The sequence below is a fragment of the Pseudomonas sp. FA117 genome, from assembly GCF_057370475.1.
Genome location: NZ_CM170675.1, coordinates 5,576,741 through 5,601,158 on the forward strand (window position 1 = coordinate 5,576,741; position 24,418 = coordinate 5,601,158).

The 24,418-nt window shown below is 65.0% G+C and carries 20 protein-coding genes; 12 read left to right on the plus strand and 8 right to left on the minus strand.

Going from position 1 to position 24,418, the window contains the following annotated elements; genetic code table 11:
- The first annotated feature begins 223 nt into the window (after positions 1-223).
- The 5 genes from AC1TXO_RS25535 to AC1TXO_RS25555 all read left to right on the plus strand — a co-directional run bounded on the left by AC1TXO_RS25535 (position 224) and on the right by AC1TXO_RS25555 (position 7,423).
- On the plus strand, positions 224-1,579 hold the full coding sequence (locus AC1TXO_RS25535; protein WP_486404290.1) for a M16 family metallopeptidase: 1,356 nt from the start codon (positions 224-226) through the stop codon (positions 1,577-1,579).
- Positions 1,572-3,071, plus strand: a complete 1,500-nt coding sequence (locus AC1TXO_RS25540) for a M16 family metallopeptidase (protein WP_486404291.1) — start codon at positions 1,572-1,574, stop codon at positions 3,069-3,071. The genes AC1TXO_RS25535 and AC1TXO_RS25540 overlap by 8 nt, the downstream gene beginning before the upstream one ends.
- The gene (gene rsmD / locus AC1TXO_RS25545; RefSeq protein ID WP_486404292.1) at positions 3,071-3,697 is read left to right on the plus strand and encodes a 16S rRNA (guanine(966)-N(2))-methyltransferase RsmD; all 627 of its coding nucleotides are present in this window, start codon (positions 3,071-3,073) and stop codon (positions 3,695-3,697) included. Before AC1TXO_RS25540 ends, rsmD begins: the two co-directional genes overlap by 1 nt.
- 69 nt (positions 3,698-3,766) lie before the next feature.
- Complete coding sequence (locus tag AC1TXO_RS25550) at positions 3,767-6,370, plus strand: M16 family metallopeptidase (RefSeq protein ID WP_486404293.1); 2,604 nt, start codon at positions 3,767-3,769, stop codon at positions 6,368-6,370.
- Positions 6,371-6,430: 60 nt separating this feature from the next.
- Positions 6,431-7,423 (plus strand): hydrolase, encoded by a 993-nt coding sequence (locus AC1TXO_RS25555; RefSeq protein ID WP_486404294.1) that lies wholly within the window; start codon positions 6,431-6,433, stop codon positions 7,421-7,423.
- A gap of 12 nt (positions 7,424-7,435) precedes the next feature.
- Here AC1TXO_RS25555 and AC1TXO_RS25560 read toward each other — a convergent pair whose 3' ends face one another.
- Together AC1TXO_RS25560 and AC1TXO_RS25565 are read right to left on the minus strand one after the other, a co-directional pair.
- A complete protein-coding gene (locus AC1TXO_RS25560; protein WP_486404295.1) occupies positions 7,436-8,290 on the minus strand; it encodes a sulfurtransferase in 855 nt (284 codons plus the stop codon).
- A 34-nt stretch (positions 8,291-8,324) separates the two neighbouring features.
- Positions 8,325-8,990: a TetR/AcrR family transcriptional regulator gene (locus tag AC1TXO_RS25565; protein ID WP_486406914.1), complete on the minus strand. Its 666-nt coding sequence runs from the start codon at positions 8,988-8,990 to the stop codon at positions 8,325-8,327.
- 138 nt (positions 8,991-9,128) lie between these two features.
- On the opposite strand from AC1TXO_RS25565, the gene AC1TXO_RS25570 reads away from it, so the two are divergent.
- The 4 genes from AC1TXO_RS25570 to ggt all read left to right on the plus strand — a co-directional run bounded on the left by AC1TXO_RS25570 (position 9,129) and on the right by ggt (position 13,255).
- Positions 9,129-10,559 carry a coniferyl aldehyde dehydrogenase gene (locus AC1TXO_RS25570; protein ID WP_486404296.1) on the plus strand — a complete coding sequence of 477 codons (1,431 nt, stop codon included), beginning with the start codon at positions 9,129-9,131 and terminating at the stop codon, positions 10,557-10,559.
- A 129-nt stretch (positions 10,560-10,688) separates the two neighbouring features.
- On the plus strand, positions 10,689-11,168 hold the full coding sequence (gene coaD, locus AC1TXO_RS25575) for a pantetheine-phosphate adenylyltransferase (protein WP_486404297.1): 480 nt from the start codon (positions 10,689-10,691) through the stop codon (positions 11,166-11,168).
- A gap of 153 nt (positions 11,169-11,321) precedes the next feature.
- Complete coding sequence (locus AC1TXO_RS25580; RefSeq protein ID WP_011531711.1) at positions 11,322-11,573, plus strand: YfhL family 4Fe-4S dicluster ferredoxin; 252 nt, start codon at positions 11,322-11,324, stop codon at positions 11,571-11,573.
- On the plus strand, positions 11,573-13,255 hold the full coding sequence (gene ggt / locus AC1TXO_RS25585) for a gamma-glutamyltransferase (protein WP_486404298.1): 1,683 nt from the start codon (positions 11,573-11,575) through the stop codon (positions 13,253-13,255). Before AC1TXO_RS25580 ends, ggt begins: the two co-directional genes overlap by 1 nt.
- A 14-nt stretch (positions 13,256-13,269) precedes the next feature.
- On the opposite strand, the gene mutM is transcribed toward ggt, so the two are convergent.
- Positions 13,270-14,082: a bifunctional DNA-formamidopyrimidine glycosylase/DNA-(apurinic or apyrimidinic site) lyase gene (gene mutM, locus AC1TXO_RS25590; protein ID WP_063541651.1), complete on the minus strand. Its 813-nt coding sequence runs from the start codon at positions 14,080-14,082 to the stop codon at positions 13,270-13,272.
- Positions 14,083-14,085: 3 nt separating this feature from the next.
- Positions 14,086-14,904: an HDOD domain-containing protein gene (locus tag AC1TXO_RS25595; RefSeq protein ID WP_486406915.1), complete on the minus strand. Its 819-nt coding sequence runs from the start codon at positions 14,902-14,904 to the stop codon at positions 14,086-14,088.
- 285 nt (positions 14,905-15,189) lie between these two features.
- On the opposite strand from AC1TXO_RS25595, the gene AC1TXO_RS25600 reads away from it, so the two are divergent.
- A complete protein-coding gene (locus AC1TXO_RS25600; protein ID WP_486404299.1) occupies positions 15,190-16,386 on the plus strand; it encodes a class I SAM-dependent rRNA methyltransferase in 1,197 nt (398 codons plus the stop codon).
- A 20-nt stretch (positions 16,387-16,406) separates the two neighbouring features.
- On the opposite strand, the gene AC1TXO_RS25605 is transcribed toward AC1TXO_RS25600, so the two are convergent.
- Positions 16,407-17,354 carry a phosphatidylinositol-specific phospholipase C gene (locus tag AC1TXO_RS25605; RefSeq protein WP_486404300.1) on the minus strand — a complete coding sequence of 316 codons (948 nt, stop codon included), beginning with the start codon at positions 17,352-17,354 and terminating at the stop codon, positions 16,407-16,409.
- Between the two features lie 235 nt (positions 17,355-17,589).
- On the minus strand, positions 17,590-18,645 hold the full coding sequence (gene mgtE, locus AC1TXO_RS25610) for a magnesium transporter (protein ID WP_486404301.1): 1,056 nt from the start codon (positions 18,643-18,645) through the stop codon (positions 17,590-17,592).
- A 481-nt stretch (positions 18,646-19,126) separates the two neighbouring features.
- Here mgtE and ilvD point away from each other — a divergent pair, with 481 nt between their 5' ends.
- Complete coding sequence (gene ilvD, locus AC1TXO_RS25615; protein ID WP_486404302.1) at positions 19,127-20,968, plus strand: dihydroxy-acid dehydratase; 1,842 nt, start codon at positions 19,127-19,129, stop codon at positions 20,966-20,968.
- A 174-nt stretch (positions 20,969-21,142) separates the two neighbouring features.
- Here the strand turns inward: ilvD and AC1TXO_RS25620 are convergent, their stop codons facing one another.
- Complete coding sequence (locus AC1TXO_RS25620; RefSeq protein ID WP_486406916.1) at positions 21,143-22,198, minus strand: HAD family hydrolase; 1,056 nt, start codon at positions 22,196-22,198, stop codon at positions 21,143-21,145.
- A gap of 243 nt (positions 22,199-22,441) precedes the next feature.
- Here AC1TXO_RS25620 and AC1TXO_RS25625 point away from each other — a divergent pair, with 243 nt between their 5' ends.
- Positions 22,442-23,833, plus strand: coding sequence for an L-cystine transporter (locus tag AC1TXO_RS25625; protein ID WP_486404303.1), 1,392 nt, complete (start codon positions 22,442-22,444; stop codon positions 23,831-23,833).
- 50 nt (positions 23,834-23,883) lie between these two features.
- Here the strand turns inward: AC1TXO_RS25625 and AC1TXO_RS25630 are convergent, their stop codons facing one another.
- A complete protein-coding gene (locus AC1TXO_RS25630; RefSeq protein WP_486404304.1) occupies positions 23,884-24,399 on the minus strand; it encodes a dihydrofolate reductase in 516 nt (171 codons plus the stop codon).
- Between the last annotated feature and the right edge of the window lie 19 nt (positions 24,400-24,418).

Consider the following 24,418-nt stretch of genomic DNA (forward strand, 5'->3'; position numbering starts at 1 on the left):
GGCTATCTCAGGGTGGCGATGCACCATTATCGGGCATCGGGAATTCTCTATACGCAGAACAGACTATCTTGAAGCCGGCTGGTTCATGCGCAACGTTTTGTCGTAGTGTCCTGCAGGCCAGAACGGCGACAGGCATGGTCGCCAGGCAACCGGATCAGTATCCTAGCACCTCCTGGCCCGCCGACGCTAAACCCCGCGGGCCGTCGTACAGGTTAACCATCGTATGAATGCTCTAGCCCGCCGCGCCGCTGGCCTGTTGCTCGGCACGCTCTGCCTGCCGCTTGCGGCCGTTGCCGCCGATACGCAACCCACCCACGAATTCATCCTCGACAACGGCCTCAAGGTCGTGGTCCGTGAAGACCATCGCGCGCCGGTGGTGGTGTCGCAGATCTGGTACAAGGTCGGCTCCAGCTACGAGACGCCGGGCCAGACCGGCCTGTCGCATGCGCTCGAGCACATGATGTTCAAGGGCAGCGCCAAGGTTGGCCCGGGCGAAGCCTCACGCATCCTGCGCGACCTGGGCGCCGAGGAAAACGCCTTCACCAGCGATGACTACACCGCTTATTACCAGGTGCTGGCCCGCGACCGCCTGCCCGTGGCCCTGGAACTGGAGGCCGATCGGCTGGCCAGCCTGCGCCTGCCGGCCGACGAGTTCAGCCGCGAGATCGAGGTGATCAAGGAGGAGCGCCGCCTGCGCACCGACGACCAGCCCAACGCCAAGGCGTTCGAGCTGTTCCGCGCCATGGCCTACCCCGCCAGCGGCTACCACACCCCGACCATCGGCTGGATGGCCGACCTCGAGCGCATGAAAGTCGAGGAACTGCGCCACTGGTACGAGTCCTGGTATGCACCGAACAACGCCACGCTAGTGGTGGTCGGCGACGTCACCGTCGATGAGGTCAAGGGCCTGGCCAGCAAGTACTTCGCCGCCATTCCCAAGCGCGCCGTGCCGCCGGCCAAGCTGCCGCTGGAACTCGCCGAGCCCGGTCAGCGCCAGCTCACCCTGCACGTGCGCACCCAGCTGCCCAGCCTGATCTACGGCTTCAACGTCCCGGGCCTGGCCACCGCCAAGGACCCGCGCAGCGCCCAGGCCCTGCGCCTGATCTCGGCCCTGCTCGACGGCGGCTACAGTGCACGCATGCCGGCGCGCCTGGAGCGCGGCCAGGAGCTGGTCGCCGGCGCCTCGAGCAGCTACAACGCCTTCACCCGCGGCGACAGCCTGTTCCTGATCTCCGCCACCCCTAACGTGCAGAAGCAGAAAACCCTCGCCGACGTCGAGAAGGGCGTCTGGCAACTGCTCGACGAACTCAAGACCACCCCGCCCACCGCCGAGGAACTGGAACGCGTGCGCGCCCAGGTCATCGCCGGCCTGGTCTTCGACCGTGACTCGATCAGCAGCCAGGCCACCACCATCGGCCAGCTGGAAACCGTGGGTCTTTCGTGGAAGCTGATCGACAGCGAGCTGGACGACCTCAAGCGCGTCACCCCGCAGGACATCCAGGACGCCGCGCGCACCTACTTCACCCGCGAACGCCTGAGCGTTGCCCACGTACTGCCCGAGGAGTCCGCTCATGAGTGATCGCAGCGCCCCCCGCTACACCCTGTTCGGCCTCGGCATCCTCGTCGCGGTGGTGGCCCTGGCCCTGCTGCTGGCACGCCCGGCGCAATCGGACAACGCCGCCGGCAAACCGGCCGACAACGCCGCCCGCCCGGCCAACACCCTGCAATCGCTGGCCGAACTCGACGGCAAGGCGCCCAGTCGGCGCCAACTGAACATCCAGAACTGGACCACCGCCGAAGGTGCCCGCGTGCTCTTCGTCGAAGCCCGCGAGCTGCCGATGTTCGACCTGCGCGTCACCTTTGCCGCCGGCAGCAGCCAGGATGGCCAGGTCGCAGGCCTCGCCACCCTGACCAACGCCATGCTCAACGAGGGTGTGGCCGGCAAGGACGTGACCGCCATCGCCCAGGGCTTCGAAGGGCTCGGCGCCGACTTCGGCAACGGCTCCTACCGCGACATGGCCGTGACCACCCTGCGCAGCCTGAGCGCCCCGGACAAGCGCGACCCGGCGTTGAAGCTGTTCGCCGAGGTGGTCGGCAAGCCCACCTTCCCGGACGATGCCCTCAAGCGCATCAAGAACCAGCTGCTGGCCGGCTTCGAGTACGAGAAGCAGAACCCCGGCAAGCTGGCCGGCAAGGCGCTGTTCGCCAACCTCTACGGCAGCCACCCTTACGCACACCCCAGCGACGGCACCGCCGAGAGCATCCCAGGCATCACCCAGGCACAACTGCGCGACTTCCACGCCAAGGCCTACGCCGCCGGCAATGCAGTGATCGCCCTGGTCGGCGACCTCAGCCGCAGCGACGCCGAAGCGATTGCCGCACAGCTCTCCGCCAGCCTGCCCAAGGGCCCGGCACTGGCCAGCCCTGGCGAACCGGCAGCGCCCAAGCCCGGCGTCACCCATATCGACTTCCCGTCCAAGCAGACCCACCTGATGCTCGCCGAGCTGGGCATCACCCGCCAGGATCCTGACTGGCCGGCGTTGTCGCTGGGCAACCAGATCCTCGGCGGCGGTGCCTTTGGTACCCGCCTGATGAGCGAAGTACGCGAGAAGCGCGGTCTCACCTACGGCGTGTACTCGGTGTTCAGCCCGATGCAGGTGCGCGGTCCGTTCATGATCAACCTGCAGACCCGCGCGGAGCTCAGCGAAGGCACGCTCAAGCTGGTCCAGGATATTCTCGCCGACTACCTGAAGAACGGCCCGACCCAGCAGGAACTGGACGATGCCAAGCGCGAGCTGGCCGGCAGCTTCCCGCTATCCAACGCCAGCAATGCGAGCATCGTCGGCCAACTGGGCGCGATCGGTTTCTACAACCTGCCGCTGACCTGGCTCGAAGACTTCATGCAGCAGTCCCAGGCGCTGACTGTCGAGCAGGTCAAGGCAGCCATGAACAAGCACCTGGCGGTGGACAGGCTGGTGATCGTCACTGCTGGCCCGAGCGTGCCGCAGAAACCCCTTCCACCGCCCACAGACAAACCGTCCGAGCAGCCGCTCGGCGTACCGGAGCACTGATGGCAAGACCGTCAAACCCCGCCCAGCCCCACAGCAAGGGGGCTGGCCACCTGCGCATCATCGCCGGCGACTGGCGCAGCCGTCGCCTGGCGGTGCCGGAAGGCGAAGGCCTGCGTCCGACCCCTGATCGCGTGCGTGAAACCCTGTTCAACTGGCTCGCCCCGCATATCGAGGGCGCCCGAGTGCTGGACGCCTTCACCGGCAGTGGTGCCCTGGTGCTCGAAGCCCTGTCGCGCGGGGCAGAAGATGCCGTGGCGCTCGACAGCAACCCTGCGGCCATTGCCAACCTCAAGCACAACCTCGAGCTGCTGCGCTGCCCACGTGGGCAGATCCTGCAGACCGACGCCCTGCGCTATCTTGGCGGCCCGGCCAAGCAACAGTTCGACGTCGTGTTCCTCGACCCGCCCTTCCATCAAGACCTGCTGGCCAAGGCCTGCAACCTGCTGGAAGAACACCAGTGGCTGCGCGAGCAGGCGTGGGTCTACACCGAAAGCGAAGCGGCGCCGTCCACACTGCCCATGCCCGGCAACTGGCGCCTGCACCGGGAAAAGAAGACCGGGCAGGTCCATTACGCACTCTGGCAGCGCCACTCCGTTCAACCCTCCCCTGCGCGGGAAAGTACCTAACCCGCTACCGCCAGAGGCTCTCGGGAACGGGAGAGATTGCATGCTCCGTCCTTCTCAGGAGCCCGGCTCATGCCATTGCAATCCTCCCCACCCCAGCCTCCACTCCAGCAATTCAAGCTAGCCAACGGCTTGCAGGTCTTTCTGCGCGAAGACCGGCGTGCGCCGCTGGCAAGCGTGCAATTGTGGTATCACGTAGGCTCAAGCCATGAACCCGTCGGCAGCACCGGCCTGTCGCACGCACTCGAGCACCTGCTGCTCGATGGCAGCAGCAAGCTGCCACAGCGTGAGTATCTGACTGCGATGAGAGACCTGGGCGCTGCACCGAACGCCCGCACCAGCCAGGAAGCGACCTATTTCCCCCTGACCTTGCCGGTCAATCGCCTGGAAGTCGCCCTTGAAGCGCTGGCAGATACCACTGCCCGCCCAACGTTGGACCCGGACGACTTCAGCAAGGTCATCAAGATCGTCAAGGCAGAACACCGCTCCCAGGTAGAAGCCCATTCCGTGACAAGAGCCCTCGAACTGCACAGCTCTTTCGCCTATGGCAACAGCAGCTACAGCACGCCTGTGCTGGGCCTTGCGCAGGATGTGGACGCCCTGACCATCTCTGCTGCGCGCGCCTGGCACCAAGGCTGGTACCACCCTGACAACGCCACGCTCGTGGTGGTGGGCGCCATCGACCTGGCCAAACTGAAAATATGGGTCGAGCGCCATTTCGGCAGGCTTGCCAGCGGCACGGTTACCCAGCCTGCACCGCCGGCCAGGAGCGGAGCCAGGGCCTATCGCTCGCAATCGTTGCACCTGGGGGGATTGAAGAAAGGGGTGCTGCTCAGCTTCGATGTGCCCAGTCACGCCACTGCGGCGACTACCGAGCAAGCCTATGCCCTGCGCCTGCTCCCGGAACTGCTGGGAAGCGGGGAGCATTCTCTGTTGCGTCGGCGCCTGATGACCGAGCAGTCGGTACTGCAGGGCCTGCGGGTCGAGTACGAGCCCTTCAAGAGAGGTGAATCGAGCCTGGGCATCTTTGCCTTCACCGACCCCGCGGCAGGCTCCCCCGAGCAAGCGCAGGAGAAGGTCCTGAACGAAATTCGCAGCCTTGCCCAGCGGTCGCTCGACACAGGCGTCCTCGAAGGGGCCAAGGCCAAGTTGCTCGCGGACCTGACCTACGCCCGGGACGACATCAGCCATCAAGCCACGCTCATCGGCCAATGCGCGGCCTGCGGCCTTGATCCGACCCTGCTCGACAATGAACGCCAGGCGATAGAGTCGGTAACCGCCGAACACATCACGCAGGTGGTGACCGACTATCTGACCAGAGACAGACTGTCGGCAACCTTCCTCTACCCTCCGGGCCTGATCAGCCTCGAAGGGCTGGACCGGGACAAGCTCGACCCACTGACAAGCAACGTCCAGTCCTGGCGAACCGAAAACGGTACCCGCGTAAAGCTCGTCGAGCGCCGCGAACTCCCCGTCGTTGACCTGGCGTTGCGCTTCGATGCTGGCACCTCGCTGGATCGGCAGCACTCGGGATTGGCCGCACTGACCTTGCATATGCTCGGCACAGGCAGCAATGGGTCGAACGCCGCTGCACATGCCGCGAAGTTCCAGGAACTGGGTGCCATCATCAGCAGCGAAGTGCAACTGGAGCACTCGACCGTCAAACTGCGCAGTTCCAGTGCGCGTCATCTGCTGGTGCCCGCGGTGGCCTTGCTCAACGAGCGTGTCGCCAAACCCGATTTCCCGAGCGCCGCGCTGCCAGACATCAAGAAAAAACTGGCCAGCCATACGCACCTGCGGCAGAGCTATGCCTTCGTGCGTGCAGGTACCGCCGTCTATCACCACCTGTATCCGGATCACCCCTATGCAGCGGTACTGCACAGCACACAGGTGGGTCTCGACGCGCTGACGATCGAACAGGTGAAGGCTTTCCATGGCAGGGCCTACGCTGCAACCAACCTCGAAATGACCTTCGTCGGCGATCTGTCACGGGCCGATGCCACATTGCTGGCCGAAAGCATCAGCCAGGCTCTTCCACAGGGATGGACGGCCACCAAGGCTTCGCCCCCACCCTCCCCGCGCCCGGCAACCCTGCACCTGGAGGACGACAGCCCGAGCACCGCCGCCACGCTCGCACTGCCCATCAGCCTGCCTGCCGACTCGCCACACTACATCGCCCTCGAACTGGCCTGCGAAATCCTCGGCAACAGCGCCGATTCCAGATTGATGCGCGAGCTGCGTACACGCCTCGACCTGGTCTACAGCATTTCCGCTCAGCTCAAGCGGCACAGCGCCTGCGGCCTGATCGCCATCCAGTGGAACATTGCCTCGCAACACCTGGAGGCTTCGCTCGAGCGTGTGCAGGCGGTACTGGCCGGCCTCCTCGACACAGGGCCGACCGAGGAAGAGCTGCGCCGGGCCAGACAGAGCCTTGGCGTACGCCTGCTGGTCAAGGCGGCACAAAACGGCAAACTGCTCGATCTCATCGCAGACCAGGGCACGTTGAACCTGCCGGATGATCATCTCGATACCTGCATGGACCGGCTGAGCGAGCAGAGCCCCGATTCGATCCGTCAGGTACTTCGAGAACAGCTCGACATGGGGCTGCAAGTGGTGGTCAGTGTCGGCAAGACCACCCCGCAGGTCACACTGCCAACGCCGCCGTCCGACCAATAGCCAGACCACCCGGGCGGTGTTTCATGGCACTCTAGGCACGCACATCACGAGCAGCCGAGCATGCCCTGTCCCACCGCCACCTTCCGCCCCGCCACGGGGCTGTCCAATCCACACCTGCAGACCCTGTGGGGCCCGCTGTGGCGCAAGCTTCCTGCCCTGCAGCGCAACCGCGAACGCCTGTGGCTGGCCGATGGCGACTTCCTCGACCTCGACTGGCACGGCCCGCATCAGGCTGAAACACCACTGGTGCTGGTGCTGCACGGCCTGACAGGCTCGTCCGATTCACCCTATGTCAAAGGCCTGCAGCAGGCGCTGCAGGCTCGTGGCTGGGCGAGCGTCGCGCTGAACTGGCGGGGCTGCTCGGGCGAGCCCAACCTGCTCGCCCGCAGCTATCATTCCGGGGCCAGCGAAGACCTGGCCGAGACCATCCGCCACCTGCGTGCGCGACGCCCCCTGGCCCCGCTTTACGCCGTGGGCTACTCGCTGGGCGGCAACGTGCTGCTGAAGTACCTGGGTGAAAGCGGCTCGACGAGCCAGCTCGAAGCGGCCGTGGCGGTCTCGGTGCCTTTTCGCCTGGATCAATGCGCCGATCGCATCGGCATGGGCTTCTCGAGGGTGTACCAGGCGCACTTCATGCGCGAGATGCTCGCCTACGTGCAGCAAAAGCAGCGGCACTTCACGGCCCAGGGCCACACCGAGGGGCTGGCGGCGCTGGAGCGTCTGGGGCCGCTACGCAATCTGCGCACCTTCTGGGATTTCGATGGCCGGGTCACGGCACCGCTCAACGGCTTCAGCGACGCCCACGACTACTACCGCCGTGCATCGAGCCGTTATTACCTGGGGGAGAATCGCACGCCGACACTGATCATCCACGCCCAGGACGATCCCTTCGTGTTCGGCCACAGCCTGCCGACGCCACAGGAGCTGGCGCCGCAGACGCATTTCGAGCTGCACCGCCGTGGCGGCCACGTCGGCTTTGTCGACGGCAGCCTGCGCAATCCGGGCTACTACCTCGAGCGCCGGATTCCGCAGTGGCTGGTGGAGGGCCGCTAGCGGCCCGCCTTGTCACTCCCCGGTAGCGACGCCGTGCCGGGGGTCGTTGATCCACTCGCTCCACGACCCTGCATACAAGCGCCCCAGCGGATATCCCGCCAGCGCCAGCGCAAACAGGTTGTGGCAGGCAGTCACGCCGGACCCGCAATAGGCGACCAACTGTTCGGGGGCTCGCCCGGCCAGCTTCTCGGCAAAACGCTGTCTGAGCTGTTCGGCCGACAGGAAACGTCCGTCGGCCCCCAGGTTGTCGGTGAACGCTGCGCATTGTGCCCCTGGAATGTGCCCGGCCACAGGATCGATGGGCTCGACCTCCCCGCGAAATCGCGGCAGAGCACGGGCGTCGAGCAGGGTCAGCGCGGTATCGTCCAGATGCTTGGCCAGATGCTCGGCGTCGATCAGCAGCCTGGCATCCGCTTCGCCCTGGAAAGTGCCCTCGCGATGCGCCGGCGGATCCAGGCTCAACGGCAGGTGTGCGGCATGCCAGGCCTTGAGGCCGCCGTCGAGGATGAACACCGCATCGCGCTTGCCCAGCCAGGCCAGCAGCCACCAGGCACGGGCGGCGAATGCACCGGGGCCATCGTCGTACAGCACCACCTGGCTGTCGTTGTCCAGGCCCCATTCGCGCAGGCGTTGGACCAGGCGCTGCGGGTCTGGCAGCGGATGTCGCCCGGTCTGCCCCTTGACCACAGGGCCACTCAGGTCGCGCTCGAGATCAGCGAAATGCGCGCCAGCAATATGCCCTTCGGCATAGCTGCGTTGGCCGTAGTCGACATCCTCCAGGGCAAAGCGACAGTCGAGGATCACCAGCCCCGGCGAGTCCAGACGCTCGGCCAGTTGCTGCGGGGTGATCAGTTGCGCAAGGGGCATGACAATCTCCTATCGATGGCACGAAAGCCCGGGGTCAGTGTTCCAGGGCCTGATTGAACGGAACGTGGAATTCGTCGCACAGCGCATCCACTGCGGCACGGGAACCGGCGGTGACGAACCCCAGCTCGAGCACCAGCACCTGGTAGACGCCACGCTTGAAGGCTTCTTCACCCAGATGCGCCGAGTGCTCGCGGGTGGTGCTGAGAAACCGCACCCAGGACGTCAGCACGATCCAGGCGTTGATGGTCAGCGATTCGATCTGCGCCGGCAGCATGTCGAGGATGCCCGCATCGACGAACCCGCGATAGATCGCCTGGCCCTGCTGCAGGCAGCGCTGGGAAAAACGCCGATAGCGCGCAGCCAGTTCCGGATCGCTCTCGAGCAGGTGTTCGAGGTCGCGATGCAGGAAACGGTAGTTCCACATCGCCGCGAGCAGTTCCTTGAGGTAGAAACGTTTGTCCTCGACGGTGGCCGCACGACCCTGGGGCGGGCGCAGGAAGCTGTCCACCAGCGTTTCGTACTGGCTGAACAGCACGGCGATGATCGCCTGCTTGTTGGGGAAGTGGTAGTAGAGGTTGCCGGGGGAAATTTCCATGAACGCGGCAATGTGATTGGTGCTCACACTGCGCTCGCCTTGCAGGTTGAACAGCTCGAGGCTGTTTTGCACGATGCGCTCACGGGTTTTCATGCGCGGGGCCATGCTGGTATCCAGGTCTGCGGGCTTCGGATGACGAACCATCTTACGGTTTATTCCGCAGGCGTTGCACCCTGCAGCGTTCACAGATCGAGGCCGATTAGAGTATAAGCTCGACAACCTGCCCCACTGCGCGGAGCTGTCATGCCTTCGTCCATCACCACACCTGTCGAGCCATCCGACCTCGTTCTCGGGCGGTTGTTCGCCGAGCAGCGCCAGGCCTTTGCGGCCAACCCCATGCCTGCGGCCGCCCAGCGCATCCAATGGCTCAAGAGCCTGCGCGAAGCGCTTGTAGCGAACCAGCAGCAGCTGGTCGAGGCCATCGACGCCGACTTCGGTGGGCGCAGCGCCGACGAAACCCTGCTGGCCGAACTGCTGCCCTCGGTGCAGGGGCTGCGCCATGCCGAACGTCACGTAAGGCGCTGGATGAAAGCCGACCGACGCCGCGTCGGCCTGGCCTTCCAGCCGGCCAGTGCGCGGGTAGTGCCGCAGCCGCTGGGAGTCGTGGGTATCATCGTGCCGTGGAACTACCCGCTGTTCCTGGCCATCGGCCCCTTGACCGGCGCCCTGGCCGCGGGCAACCGGGTCATGCTCAAGCTCAGCGAGGCCACCCCATGCGCCGGTGCGGCCCTGAAGCAACTGCTCGAACAGGTGTTCCCCGCCGACCTGGTCTGCGTCGTGCTGGGCGAGGTCGAGGTCGGCCAGGCCTTCGCCCGCCTGCCCTTCGATCACCTGCTGTTCACCGGTGCCACCAGCATCGGACGCCAGGTCATGCTGGCCGCAGCGCACAACCTGACGCCGGTGACGCTCGAACTGGGCGGCAAGTCGCCAGCCATCGTTTCGCCAGACGTGCCGCTGGCCAGCGCCGCCGAGCGCATCGCCTTCGGCAAGACCCTCAATGCCGGGCAGACCTGCGTAGCTCCCGACTACGTGCTGGTCCCGCGCCAACGCCTGGAAGCCTTCGCTCAGGCCTATCGAGAGGCCGTGCAGCGCTTCTTCCCGCACATTGCCGGCAACCGCGACTACAGCGCGATCATCAACTCCCGCCAACTGCAGCGCCTCGAGCACCTGCTGCAGGACGCCCGCGACAAAGGCGCGCGGGTGCTCGACCTGTACCCCCACGAGCCGCGCCAGGGCCGCCGGCTGCCGCCGCACCTGCTGCTGGAGGTGAACGACGACATGCTCGTGATGCAGGACGAGATCTTCGGCCCACTGCTGCCGCTGGTGCCCTACGACCACCTGGACGAGGCCGTGGCCTACATCAACCGGCGCCCCCGCCCTCTCGCCCTGTATTACTTCGGCTATGACCGCAGCCAGCAGGCGCACGTGCTGCAGCACACCCATTCCGGGGGCGTCTGCCTGAACGATACCCTGCTGCATGTCGCCCAGGACGACCTGCCTTTCGGCGGCATCGGCCCCTCGGGCATGGGGCACTACCACGGTCGCGAAGGCTTCCTGACCTTCAGCAAGGCCAAGGCAGTACTGGCCAAGCAGCGGCTCAATACCGCCCGGCTGATCTATCCACCCTACGGCAAAGCCCTGCAGCGCCTGGTACAGCGGCTGTTCATCCGCTGAACGCAGAGGGGGCATGACAGCCAATAGCCATGCTGTCTATAGTGCCTTCATCCGGCCGCATGACTTGGCCGGGCAGCAGTCGCTGCGCTACCATCCGACTCCCCAACGCACTCCAGCCAGGATGACGCGATGAACCGAGTGTTGTACCCGGGCACTTTCGACCCCATTACCAAAGGCCATGGCGATCTGGTCGAGCGCGCCTCGCGCCTGTTCGATCACGTGATCATCGCCGTGGCGGCCAGCCCCAAGAAAAACCCCCTGTTCCCGCTGGAGCAACGGGTCGAGCTGGCCCGCGAGGTCACCAAGCACCTGCCCAATGTCGAAGTCATCGGCTTCTCCTCCCTGCTGGCGCACTTCGCCAAGGATCAGGGCGCCAACGTGCTGCTGCGCGGCCTGCGTGCGGTGTCCGACTTCGAGTACGAGTTCCAGCTGGCGAACATGAACCGCCAGCTGGCACCGGACGTCGAGAGCCTGTTCCTCACCCCCTCGGAGCGCTACTCGTTCATTTCCTCGACCTTGGTCCGGGAAATCGCGGCCCTGGGCGGCGACATCACCAAGTTCGTCCACCCAGCGGTGGCGGCAGCGCTGACCGAACGCTTCAAGAAGTGATCGCGGCCTGATGCGGGCCTTGTACGACGAGGCTCCGCCCGGCCTGCGTCGTACAAAGCCATCGCGCCCGCGTGCACTGCGGGCGTTAATGCGGCACAATTGTGCCCATTGCTTTGATACATGCCCGGGCGCCGAGCCCCGGCCGGAGTCCCAATGTCCCTGATCATCACCGACGATTGCATCAACTGCGACGTCTGCGAACCCGAGTGCCCGAACGCCGCCATCTCGCAAGGCGAAGAGATCTACGTGATCGACCCCAACCTCTGCACCCAGTGCGTGGGCCACTACGACGAACCCCAGTGCCAGCAGGTTTGCCCGGTCGACTGCATCCCCCTGGATGAAGCCCACCCGGAAACCGAAGACGAGCTGATGGCCAAGTACCGCCGGATCACCGGCAAGGCCTGATGCCGTTCGTCGCCGCGATTCGCCGCGCAGTCGTCGGCGCCACCCTGGCGCTGCTGGCCAGCGCCGCCCTGGCAGATGGCCCTGGGCGCGCTGCCATCGCCAGCCCCCACGCCGACGCCACGGCAGCGGCGCGACAGGTTCTGCAGCAAGGCGGCAATGCGTTCGATGCGGCCATCGCCATCAGCGCTGCACTGGCGGTGGTCGAGCCCTATGGCTCGGGCCTGGGCGGTGGCGGTTTCTTCCTGTTGCGCGAGCACGGCGAGCCTGCACGCTACCGCTTCCTCGATGCCCGCGAGCGCGCCCCTGGCGCCGCTCGCCCGGACATGTACCTGGAGCACGGCAAGGTTCGTGCAGGCCTGTCGGTCAATGGTCCGTTGGCTGCCGCCATCCCCGGCCTGCCCCAGGCCCTGGCCGAACTGGCAGCGACCCACGGCAAGCTGCCGCTCAAAGACAGCCTCGCGCCAGCCATCCGTCTCGCCAACCAGGGCTTTGCCGTCGACCGCATCTACCGCGACCGCGCAACCATGCGCCTGGGCGCACTGCGTGACGACCCCGAAAGCGCGCGCTTGTTCCTGCGCAACGATCAGGTGCCCGCGCTCGGCACCGTGATCCGTCAGCCAGAACTGGCCGCCACGCTGCAAGCGCTGGCAGACCAGGGACGGGACGGCTTCTACCGTGGCGCAGTGGGCCGCAGGCTGGTCGAGGGCGTGCGCCGCTCTGGTGGTATCTGGACCCTCGATGACCTGGCAGGCTACCGCACCGCCTGGCGCGAGCCGTTGCGCTATGCGCTGGCGGACCAGCGCGAACTGATCAGCAGCCCGCCGCCATCCGCCGGCGGCGTAGCCCTGGCGCAGAGCCTGGCGATGCTCCAGCGCCTGCCCTGGCAGAGCGCCGAACCGGTGCAGCGCAGCCATTATGTGGTGGAAGTCCTGCGTCGCGCCTACCGCGACCGCGGCCTGCTGGGCGACCCCGACTACGTCGCCAACCCGATCAATCGCCTGCTGGCGCGCCACTACCTGACGAGCCTTGCCGACAGCATCGATGTCCACGCCGCCACCCCCAGCAGCGCCCTGCCACCCGCTCCCGCCTGGCGTGAGGGTGATCACACCACCCATTTCACGGTGATCGATGCCGCCGGCAATGCGGTGTCGGCCACCTTGTCGGTCAACCTGCCGTTCGGCGCCGCCTTTACCGTACCGGGCAGCGGCGTAGTACTGAACAACGAGATGGACGACTTTGCCGCCGACCCCACGGGCAGCAACAGCTACGGCCTGGCCGGCAGCCAGGCCAACGCGGTGGCCGCAGGCAAGCGCCCGCTTTCGAGCATGAGCCCGAGCTTCATCGAAAGCCCGTCACAGTTCGCCAGCTTCGGCACGCCCGGCGGCAGCCGGATTCCGAGCATGGTGCTGCTGTCGATGCTGGGCTTTCTCGAAGGGCGGCCGGTGAGCGAGTGGCCGGCGATCCCCCGCTATCACCACCAGTACCTGCCGGATGTGATCGAGCACGAGCCCGATACCTTCGACGAGCAGCAGAAGGCCGAACTGCGTGCACGGGGCTATGAGCTCAAGGATGTACAGCGCAACTATGGGAACCAGCAGGTGCTGTACTGGGACAAGCGCAACGGGACGCTCGAGGCGGCCAGCGATCCACGCGGCGTGGGCGCGGCGTCGGTGCAGGACTGACTGGCCGCAGACACTCAGCGCTGGCAGCGCGGGCAGAACACGCTCGCGCGCTGCCCCAGTTTCACGTCCCGCAGTTCGGTCCCGCACACCTTGCAGGCTTCACCGCCACGCCCATACACGAACAGTTCCTGCTGGAAGTACCCCGGCTGCCCATCGCCACCGATGAAATCGCGCAACGTGGTACCACCACGCTCGATGGCCGCGGCCAGCACCCGCTTGATCTCGATCGCCAGCTTCAGATAGCGCGCCCGGCTGATCCCACCCGCTTCGCGGCGCGGATCGATACCTGCAGCGAACAGGGCCTCGGTGGCGTAGATGTTGCCGACCCCGACCACCACGGCGTTATCCATGATGAACGGCTTCACCGCCATGGACCGGCCGCGGGATAGCTGGAACAGCCGCTCGCCGTCGAACAGGTCGGTCAGGGGCTCCGGCCCCAGCCGCACCAGCAGCTCGTGACCGAGCGGGTCCTGGCTCCAGAGCATGGCGCCGAATCGGCGTGGATCGGTGTAGCGCAGCATCAGCCCCGACTCCAGCTCGATGTCCACATGCTCGTGCTTGGCCGCCGGCAGCCCGAGCTCGACCAGGCGCAAGTTGCCGGACATGCCCAGGTGGCTGATCAAGGTGCCTACCTCGGCGTTGATCAACAGGTACTTGGCCCGTCGCTCGACGCTGACGATGCGCTGCCCCGACAGGCGTACGTCCAGATCCTCGGGGATCGGCCAGCGCAGGCGCCGGTCACGCACCACCACGCGGCTGACCCGCTGGCCTTCCAGATAAGGCGCAATACCGCGCCGCGTAGTCTCGACTTCGGGCAACTCAGGCATGGATCAATGGCCACTCATTTCGCGGATGTTCTGCTTGAGGCTCTCGAAGTCGTACTCCGACAAGCCGATGTAGTCCAGCACCAGCGGCCCGACCACGTTCCACTCGTGGTCGATACTCTGGTTTCCGAGCACACGGTAGGAGGCACAGATGTGCTCGGCCATCTTCAGCACCGCCAGCAGGTTCTTCAGCTGGGTCTGGGTGTTGCGCGAAGACTCGTCGCGGAACACCGCCAGGGCGTTATGGTGATTGGCGATGGCCGCACTGATGTGCTCCGGCAGGCGCCACGACTTGGCGGTGAAGTAACCGACCACCGAATGGTTGGTATTGAACGCGCGGTTCTCGGTATCCACCACCCGCACCTCTTCACCGGCCTTGGCGTAGGCGTCTTCGAGCACCTCCATGTAGGTGGGGAAGCGCTTGAGCATCAGCGGCACGCCACAGTCATGGAACAGCCCGAGGGTGTACGCCTCGTCCGCCGCCTGGATGCCGGTGCGCTTGGCCAGGGTCAGGCAGGTCATCGCCACGTCCTGGGCGGTGTCCCAGAAGCGGTTGAGGGTGACGATGGTCTCGTCGCTCATCTCGCCCTTGATCGACTGGGCATTGATCAGGTTGATGATCGAGCGGCTGCCCAGCAGGTTCACGGCGCGCTGGATCGAGCCGATCTTGTTGGCCAGGCCGAAATGCGGGGAGTTCACCAGCTTGAGCAGCGCACCGGCCAGGCCCGGGTCCTGCGCTATCAGCTTGGCGATGGTTTCCAGGTCCGGGTCGGGCATGTACTGCTCGAACTGCAGGTCCACCATGATCTGCGGCTGCGGCGGAATGGTGATGCCTTGCAAGGCTTGCTGGATCTGTTCGGCGGAAAGTTCCTGGGACATGGGTACACACTCGGAAATGACGGGAGATTCTAACCCTGTACTCCTGCAGGGCACCAATCACTGGATCGTTCCCTGGACGTTTTACTTTAGGCGCGTGGTCATATCGCGGGGCAAGCCCGCTCCCACAGGTACGGCGCAATCCTGCCGCGATGAGGCCGACACTTCATCCACCTCGCCAGCGAACCCCAGGCCAACGCGGTATACTCCCGCTCTTTTTTCCGGAGCGACGTCATGTCCCTGCCCAGCCTTCGCCTCAAAGCCAATGCCGACCGCCGCCTGCGCGCCGGCCACCTGTGGGTCTACAGCAACGAAGTCGATGTTGCCGCGACACCGCTGCAAGGCCTCAAGGCCGGGCAGCAGGCGATCCTCGAGGCGGCCAACGGCAAGCCGCTGGGCGTGGTGGCGGTGAGCCCGAACAACCTGATCTGCGCCCGAATGCTGTCGCGCGACGCCAAACTGCCCCTGGACAAGTCGCTGCTGGTGCACCGCCTGAACGTCGCCCTGTCGCTGCGCGAACGCCTGTTCGACAAGCCCTGCTACCGCCTGGTCTACGGCGACTCCGACCTGTTGCCAGGCCTGGTGGTCGACCGTTTCTTCGACATCCTCGTGGTGCAACTGGCCTCGGCCACCATGGAAGCCCACAAGGACGAAGTGATCGCGGCGCTGGTGCAGGTCCTCAAGCCCAGTGGCATCCTGTTCAAGAATGATTCGGCCGCACGCGATGCCGAAGGCCTGGACCGTTATGTCGAGACCGTCTACGGCGAAGTGCCGGACTGGGTCGCCCTGGAAGAAAACGGCGTGAAATTCGAAGCGCCCGTGCGCGAAGGCCAGAAGACCGGCTGGTTCTACGACCACCGCATGAACCGTGCGCGCCTGGCGCCCTACGTCAAGGGCAAGCGCGTGCTCGACCTGTTCAGCTACATCGGTGGCTGGGGTGTACAGGCCGGTGCCTTCGGTGCCAGCGAAGTGTTCTGCGTCGATGCCTCGGGCTTTGCCCTCGATGGCGTGGAACGCAATGCCGCGCTCAACGGCATCGCCGAGAAGCTGACCTGCATCGAAGGCGACGTGTTCGAAGCGCTGCGCGAGCTCAAGGCCGCCGAAGAACGCTTCGACGTGATCATTGCCGACCCACCCGCCTTCATCAAGCGCAAGAAAGACCTGAAGAACGGCGAGGCCGCCTACCGCCGCCTCAACGAACAGGCCATGCGCATGCTGAACAAGGACGGCATCCTGGTCAGTGCCTCGTGCTCGATGCATCTACCCGAAGACGACCTGCACAACATCCTGCTGACCAGCGCCCGCCACCTTGACCGCAACCTGCAACTGCTCGAGCGCGGCGGCCAGGGCCCGGACCACCCGGTGCACCCGGCGATCGCCGAAACCCGCTACATCAAGAGCATCACCTGCCGGTTGTTGCCCAACAGCTGAACCCGCCGACCGGGGCTGGCCTACAGCCCCAGATCGTGCGGTTTGTGATGGTTGTTGGCGATGATATTGGCGATCAGCGAATCCCCCGGGAAGTCGGCCATGATGATGCCCACGGTCCTGACCGTGGGCTGAGGCCCGTTGAGATCCTCGATATCGTCCCGCGCCAGGGTGTTCATACCTTCAAAGGAAATGGTGCACAGCTTCCCCAAGCACGTGGTGCGGGGGAAATGCGGATACCAGTCGGACTCGCCCAGCGCGAGCAGCCCCGTGGATAGCCTGGGCGCGGCAGTACCCGGGCTGGAGTGGCCACTGGCGACGAAGTAAGGGAATGACCCGACGCTACCCGAAAGATAGTTGACGTAGAACGTCTCCACGCTGCCAGCCGAAGCCCGGTGCATCTGGCGCCTGATCTTGAGGTATTTCTCATGCAGGTCCCAGTTGGTCGACAGGGTAGAGTCGTCCTGGATATCGAAGCTGCTGTAGCTCAGCCCATAGGGGTTGAGATTGGCGATATTGGACAACACCACGAACTTGCCTCGAGCCTCGCCCAGCGTCAGGCTTTTTCGCGGTTCACGCAGATAGACGTCAGAGAACCGTTGCATGTACTGGTCGAACACCTTGGGAAGCCGTTGGGTGACATTGCTGTCGGGCGTGTGTTCTTCCTTGATTCTGAACAGCACGGTTTCACTGGGGTTGGCCTGCAGGAACACGCGGATCGACTGCAGTGCCGACCCAAACATCTTGTCCAGGTAGACCGGGCCATGGTGCAGCGCAAATGCGCCGCCCGTGCGCCGGATACGCAGGTCGAACACACGGATGCCGTATTTCAACTGCTCGTCGAAGCTCAGTACCTGGGTGCTGACGATGTCATCGACCACTGGAAATACGCTGACATCGAAGGTCGCCGAGTCATGGGTGCCCGGCAGCGCCAGCTCGCTCAGGCGCACATCGTCGCGGATGGCTTGCATCCAGCGGCTCCTGTCGGTGAACGGGTCATTGTGATCGTGAGCGTAGGCTCCATCCTCATGGGCAACAGCGCTGCCGACAACGCAGCACAGCAACCAGGCGAGAGCCGCCCTGGTGTGGAAAAGGCGCATGGGTCAATTCCTTTGCAAACGTATGAGGCCGTCACACTAGTGACCAGGCGGATGGATGGGCACCGGGTAACGGCCCACCCCGCACGGGCGCTCCTGCAATGACGTCTCAGATATCCAGCACCATCGAAGCGATACCGAAGTAGATCAACACCCCCACCACATCGGCGATCGAGGTGACCAACGGGCCACTGGCGGTTGCCGGGTCGAGCTTGAGCCGACTGAGCATGAACGGCAGGCTCATGCCGATCAGGCTGCCGATGAGCACGATCACCAGCATGCTGCTGGCCACGATCAGGGCGATTTCCGGGCCGCCACGCAGCACACCCAGCGATGCCACCGCCACCGCCATGGTGCCCCCCAGTGCCAGCGCCACCCCGCATTCACGCGTGAGCATGCGCAGCCAATCGCGCAGGACCACCTCGCCCGTGGCCAGGCCACGGACCATCAGGGTTGCCGACTGGGCGCCAGCATTGCCGCCGCTGTCGACCAGCAGCGGGAGGAAGAACACCAGGGCGATGTGGGCAGCGATGGTGTCTTCGAAGGCCGCGATGCCTGCGCCGGAAAACAGGTTGCCGAACACCAGCAGCACCAGCCACAGCACGCGCTTGCGGTACATCAGGCCAACGGTGGCATCCTTGAGGTTGCCGATGTGGTTGGTGATCGACGCACCCTTGTGAAAGTCCTCGGTGGCTTCCTCCTCCATCACGTCCAGCGCCTCGTCGCAGGTGACGATGCCCACCAGGCGCCCAAGCTCGTCGAGCACCGGTACGGCGAGCAGGTCGTGGTCGCGAATGAGTCGGGCCACCTCCTCCTGGCGCGTCGAGGTGGTCACGCAGATCACCTTGCGCACCATGATGGCTTCGATCGGCTGGTCGGGCGGCGCCAGGATCAGCTCGCGCAGCGACAGGGTGCCCAGCAGGTTGCGCTGGCCATCGAGTACGTAGGATTGATAGATGGTTTCGGCATCGGCGGCTTCGCGCCGCAGCATGTCGATGGCCTGGCGCGCGCTCAGGCCGCTGTCCAGGCTGGAGTATTCGCCGATCATCAGCGCGCCGGCGCTGCCGTCATCGTACAGGCCAGGCTGCAGGAAGCGGTCACGCCGGGCCTGGGCCGCCTGGCGCAGATCGAGAGGTGTGGCGAGGGTGTCGGTCGGGTGCTGCATGAAAGTTCTCCAGGCGCCGAAGCAGGCGCCCACAGACCTCGGCCACGCGGGCTCAAGCCTCCGGATGCCCTGGCGACGGTGCGCTCAGTGCCAGATTGCAGGTTCGTGATGAACTGAAACTGGGAAGGTCCATTGAGGGCTTGGCTCGTGAAGCCGCACATGCGGCGCGGGGATGATAGGGGCAGGCAAGGCAGGAAAACACCGTTGGACTGGTGTTTGGGAAATGCCCTACGCCATCTTGCCAAAACGACGAAAAGCACCGTCCAGACACATCGTCATTCCCTCGCCGCGCCAGCGGTGTAGAATCGGCCTATTCATCGCCAGACATCCCCAGGCGGGTTTATGAGCTCTGGCCAAGCACGCGGCGATCCCGCGCTGTCTTCGGCCCCATCCGTGCCAGCGGCAACCGGCCTTCGGCGCAAAGGACAAGAGAAGCTCACTCCCCTTTCCAGAGACCTGATTTAGCCGCCAGGAGTGCTTCATGCCTGATTATCGTTCCAAGACTTCCACCCAGGGCCGCAACATGGCCGGCGCCCGGGCCCTGTGGCGCGCCACCGGGATGAAGGACGAAGACTTCAAGAAACCGATCATCGCCATCGCCAACTCGTTCACCCAGTTCGTCCCGGGTCACGTGCACCTGAAGGACCTGGGCCAACTGGTCGCCCGCGAAATCGAACGCGCCGGTGGCGTGGCCAAGGAATTCAACACCATCGCCGTCGACGACGGCATCGCCATGGGCCACGACGGCATGCTGTATTCGCTGCCGAGTCGCGAGATCATCGCCGACGCCGTCGAGTACATGGTCAACGCCCACTGCGCCGACGCCATCGTCTGCATCTCCAACTGCGACAAGATCACCCCCGGCATGCTGATGGCCGCCCTGCGCCTGAACATCCCGGTGATCTTCGTTTCCGGCGGCCCGATGGAAGCCGGCAAGACCAAGCTGGCCAGCCACGGCCTGGACCTGGTCGATGCCATGGTCATCGCTGCCGACTCCACGGCCTCCGACGAAAAGGTCGCCGAATATGAGCGCAGCGCCTGCCCGACCTGCGGTTCGTGCTCCGGCATGTTCACCGCCAACTCGATGAACTGCCTGACCGAGGCCCTGGGCCTGGCCCTGCCGGGCAACGGTTCCACCCTGGCCACCCACGCCGACCGTGAGCAGCTGTTCCTCACCGCCGGGCGCACCATCGTCGAGCTGTGCAAGCGCTACTACGGCGACAACGACGAGTCGGTGCTGCCGCGCAGCATCGCCAACTTCAAGGCGTTCGAGAACGCCATGATGCTCGACATCGCCATGGGCGGCTCGACCAACACCATCCTGCACCTGCTGGCTGCCGCCCAGGAAGGCGAGGTGGCGTTCGACCTGCGCGACATCGATCGCCTGTCGCGCAAGGTGCCGCAGCTGTGCAAGGTGGCGCCGAACATCCAGAAGTACCACATGGAAGACGTCCACCGCGCTGGCGGCATCTTCAGCATCCTCGGCTCGCTGGCCCGTGGCGGCCTGCTGCACACGGATCTGCCGACCGTGCACAGCCGCAGCATGGAAGAAGCCATCGCCAAGTGGGATATCACCCAGACCGATGACGAAGCCGTGCACACCTTCTTCAAGGCAGGCCCGGCCGGCATTCCCACGCAGACCGCCTTCAGCCAGTCGACCCGCTGGGAAACCCTCGACGACGACCGCGAAAACGGCTGCATCCGCAGCTTCGAACATGCCTACTCGCAGGAGGGCGGCCTGGCCGTGCTGTACGGCAACATCGCCCTGGACGGCTGCGTGGTCAAGACCGCCGGCGTCGACGAGTCGATCCACGTGTTCGAAGGCACCGCGAAGATCTTCGAAAGCCAGGACAGCGCCGTGCGCGGCATCCTCGCCGACGAAGTGAAGGCCGGTGACATCGTGATCATCCGCTACGAAGGCCCGAAAGGCGGCCCGGGCATGCAAGAGATGCTCTACCCGACCTCGTACCTGAAGTCCAAGGGCCTGGGCAAGGCCTGCGCCCTGCTTACCGACGGTCGCTTCTCCGGCGGCACCTCGGGCCTGTCGATCGGTCACGCCTCGCCGGAAGCGGCCTCGGGCGGCGCCATCGGCCTGGTCAAGGATGGTGACAAAGTGCTGATCGACATTCCGAACCGTTCGATCAACCTGCTGGTGAGCGACGAAGAGCTGGCCGCACGCCGTATCGAGCAGGACAAGAAAGGCTGGAAGCCTGCCGAAGTGCGTCCACGCAAGGTGACCACCGCACTGAAGGCCTACGCCCTGCTGGCGACCAGCGCCGACAAGGGTGCCGTGCGCAACAAGGAGATGCTCGAAGGGCTGTGAGGCTCTGAGAGGATGCAAGCAGAACCGGCGCCTTGGGCGCCGGTTTTTTTATGCCTGTGCCGGCCCTTTCGCGGGTGAACCCGCTCCCACAGCGGTCTCATAGCCTTCAAGGCCTGCGCAGTATCTGTGGGAGCGGGTTTACCCGCGAAGAGGCCGGCATAGGCGCTACAACGCTTACTGGATCTGCTCCGGCGTCACGATCACCCAGTTCTTGTCCGCCGTCACCGGCAGCCCTTCCTTCGCCTGCGCCGCCGCATGCTTGGCGATCATGCCGTTCAACTGATCCATGTACTTGGCCTTGCGGTTTATCCACAGGTGGATGCCGCCCTTGCCCACATCGACGCCATGAAACTGCATGTAGCCATCGCTGGTTGGCGTATCGCCACCGACCAGCACCGGCCGCTTCCACTCATCGATATAGGTCAGGATGGCCGCCTGCTTGCCGGCCATCCAGGTGGCGGGTGTCCACAGATAGGGCGTCAACTCCAGGCCCTCGTTGGCCTTGGCATCATAGTGGCCTTCGCTGATCTGCTTGCGTGCCGTGGTCAGCGCGCCGCTGGCGCGGTCCTTGAGCAGCAGGCTGACGCCGATCACGTTCTGCGGCTTGACGTTGTAGCCATACCTGGGATCGGACGCGACCATGCGTACCAGCTCCTCGGAAGCGGCCGAGATCACATACACCTCGATGCCGTTCTCCATCAGCTTGTTGTACAGCTCGGCCTGGCCGGTGAAGACCTTCGGCGGCTGCACCTCGATAGTCTTGACCTGATCGCCTTCGAAGTAGGTGCTGGGGACCGGCTTGTTCGAGGCCATCAGCTCATCGACCTGGACCTTCAGCTCCTTGAGCGTGAAACCGGAAAACACCTGCGCCACCCAGGGGTAGCAGACCATGTCGTCGATCTCGCACAAGCGATAGTAGTAACTGAACAGGCTCTCCTTGTGCTCGGCGGTATCCTTGAACGGGATCAGCTTCAGCGAAGGATCGAGCTTGTCGCGGGTCAGCAGCCCCTTGTTCTCCATGAACGGCAGCAGCGCTTCCTCGAGGTCGTAGCGGTAGCTGGTGTTGTCCATGTCGAACACCGCGTAGTTACCTTTGTTGGCGTTGGCAGCGATCATCGTGTCGAGCTGTCTGGCAGCCTCGGCGGGCCAGTGCTTGAGCTCGGTGGCGGCCCAGGTGCTGGCGCTGAGCAACAGGGCGAGACCGCCGGCGAGGAGTTTCGGAGCAGACATCATGTGCGTTCTCCAGAGACGTGGCCGCTGAAGCCTAGACCGCATCGATGACAGACAAGCGTCTGCGACCGACGCCGAAACAGTCCGAAACGGCATGTTCATTGCCAATCGCGACAGGGCGTTATTCCATTAACGACTATCTAAATTACTCTTAGGTATAAATTCGTTTGTTTTCAGACTGTTAGCATTTCAGTTCGCAATCGCTCACAGAAGCGATCCCTATTCATGCTTCACGGAGCTTCAATGAACCTGCCGCTTTCCCTCAACCTGCTGGCGTTCCTGGCCCTGCTGCTGGGCCTGGCGCAAACCCGCCGTACCGACTGGAGCCTGGCCAAGAAGGTCCTGCTCGGCCTGGTACTGGGCGTGCTGTTCGGCCTGGTGCTGCACACGCTGTACGGCGCCGGTCATCCGGTGCTCAAGGCCACCATCGGCTGGCTCGATCTGGTCGGCAACGGCTATGTCGGGCTGTTGCAGATGATCGTCATGCCGCTGATCTTCGCCTCGATCCTCAGCGCGGTGGCACGCCTGCACAATGCCTCGGCGCTGGGCCGGATCAGCGTGCTGAGCATTGGCACCCTGCTGCTGACCACCGCCATCGCCGCGCTCATCGGCGTCGCCCTGACCAACCTGTTCGGTCTCAGCGCCGAGGGCCTGGTGGCCGGCGTGCAGGAAACCGCGCGCCTGCAGACCATCCACAGCGACTATGCGGGCAAGGTCGCCGACCTCAACATCCCGCAACTGCTGCTGTCGTTCATCCCCAGCAACCCGGTGGGCGACCTGGCGCGTGCCAAGCCGACCTCGATCATCAGCGTGGTGATCTTCGCCGTGTTCGTCGGCCTGGCTGCGCTGCAGTTGATCAAGGACGACAAGGACAAGGGCGAACGTGCCCTGTCGGCCATCGACGTGCTGCAGGCCTGGGTGATGCGCCTGGTGCGCCTGGTGATGAAGCTCACGCCCTATGGCGTGCTCGCGCTGATGACCAAGGTGGTGGCCAGCTCGAACCTCGACGACATCCTCAAGCTGGGCAGCTTCGTGGTGGTGTCGTACATCGGCCTGGGGCTGATGTTCGTGGTGCACGGAGTGATCCTGGCAATCACTGGCGTCAGCCCGCTGCGCTTCTTCCGCAAGGTCTGGCCAGTGCTGACCTTTGCCTTCACCAGCCGCTCCAGCGCTGCCAGCATCCCGCTGAACATCGAGGCGCAGACCCGCCGTCTGGGCGTGCCGCAGTCGATCGCCAGCTTCAGCGCCTCGTTCGGCGCGACCATCGGCCAGAACGGCTGCGCCGGCCTGTACCCGGCGATGCTGGCAGTGATGGTAGCCCCGGCCGTGGGCATCGATACTTTCGACCCGCTGTGGATCGCCACCCTGGTGGCCATCGTCACCCTGAGCTCGGCCGGGGTTGCCGGGGTCGGTGGCGGCGCGACCTTCGCCGCGCTGATCGTGCTGCCGGCCATGGGCCTGCCGGTCGAGCTGGTGGCGCTGCTGATTTCGGTCGAGCCGCTGATCGACATGGGCCGTACCGCGTTGAACGTGAACGGTTCGATGACCGCAGGTGTGGTCACCAGCCAACTGCTCAAGCAGACCGACCAGCAGGTGCTGGCCGGGGATGAACATGCCGAGCTGAGCCACTCCTGAGCAACACCTGCCCTGTGGGAGCGGACGAACCCGCTTCCACAGGAAAAGCCCTAGCGCTTGTTCCACACCTCGAAGTGATAGACCGGCTTGCCTTCCTCGACCTGCCGCTCGGTCGATGCCAGCGTCCACTGCGCCGCGTCGAACGCCGGAAACCAGGCATCCCCTTCAGGCGCCAGCTCGACACGCGTCAGGTACATCCGGCTCACCAGCCCCTTCTCCAGCGCCTGCCCGTAGAGCTGCGCGCCGCCGATCAGCATCAGTTCATCGACACCCTGCTCCCGTGCCCACTGTTCGGCCCGCACCAGCGCCGCCTCCAGCGAGGCAAACACCTCGGCGCCCGCCAGCGTCAATCCAGGCTTTCGGCTGACGACGATGTTCAGGCGCCCGGGCAGCGGCCGCCCGAGCGAGTCCCAGGTCTTGCGCCCCATGATGATCGGCTTGCCCAGGGTGGTGGCCTTGAAATACTTGAAGTCCCCCGGCAGGTGCCAGGGCATGGAGTTGTCGATGCCGATCACACGGTTCTCGGCGAGCGCCGCGATCAGGCTGAGAGGGAGTGATGTATTCATGCCGGCGAGGATAGCACCC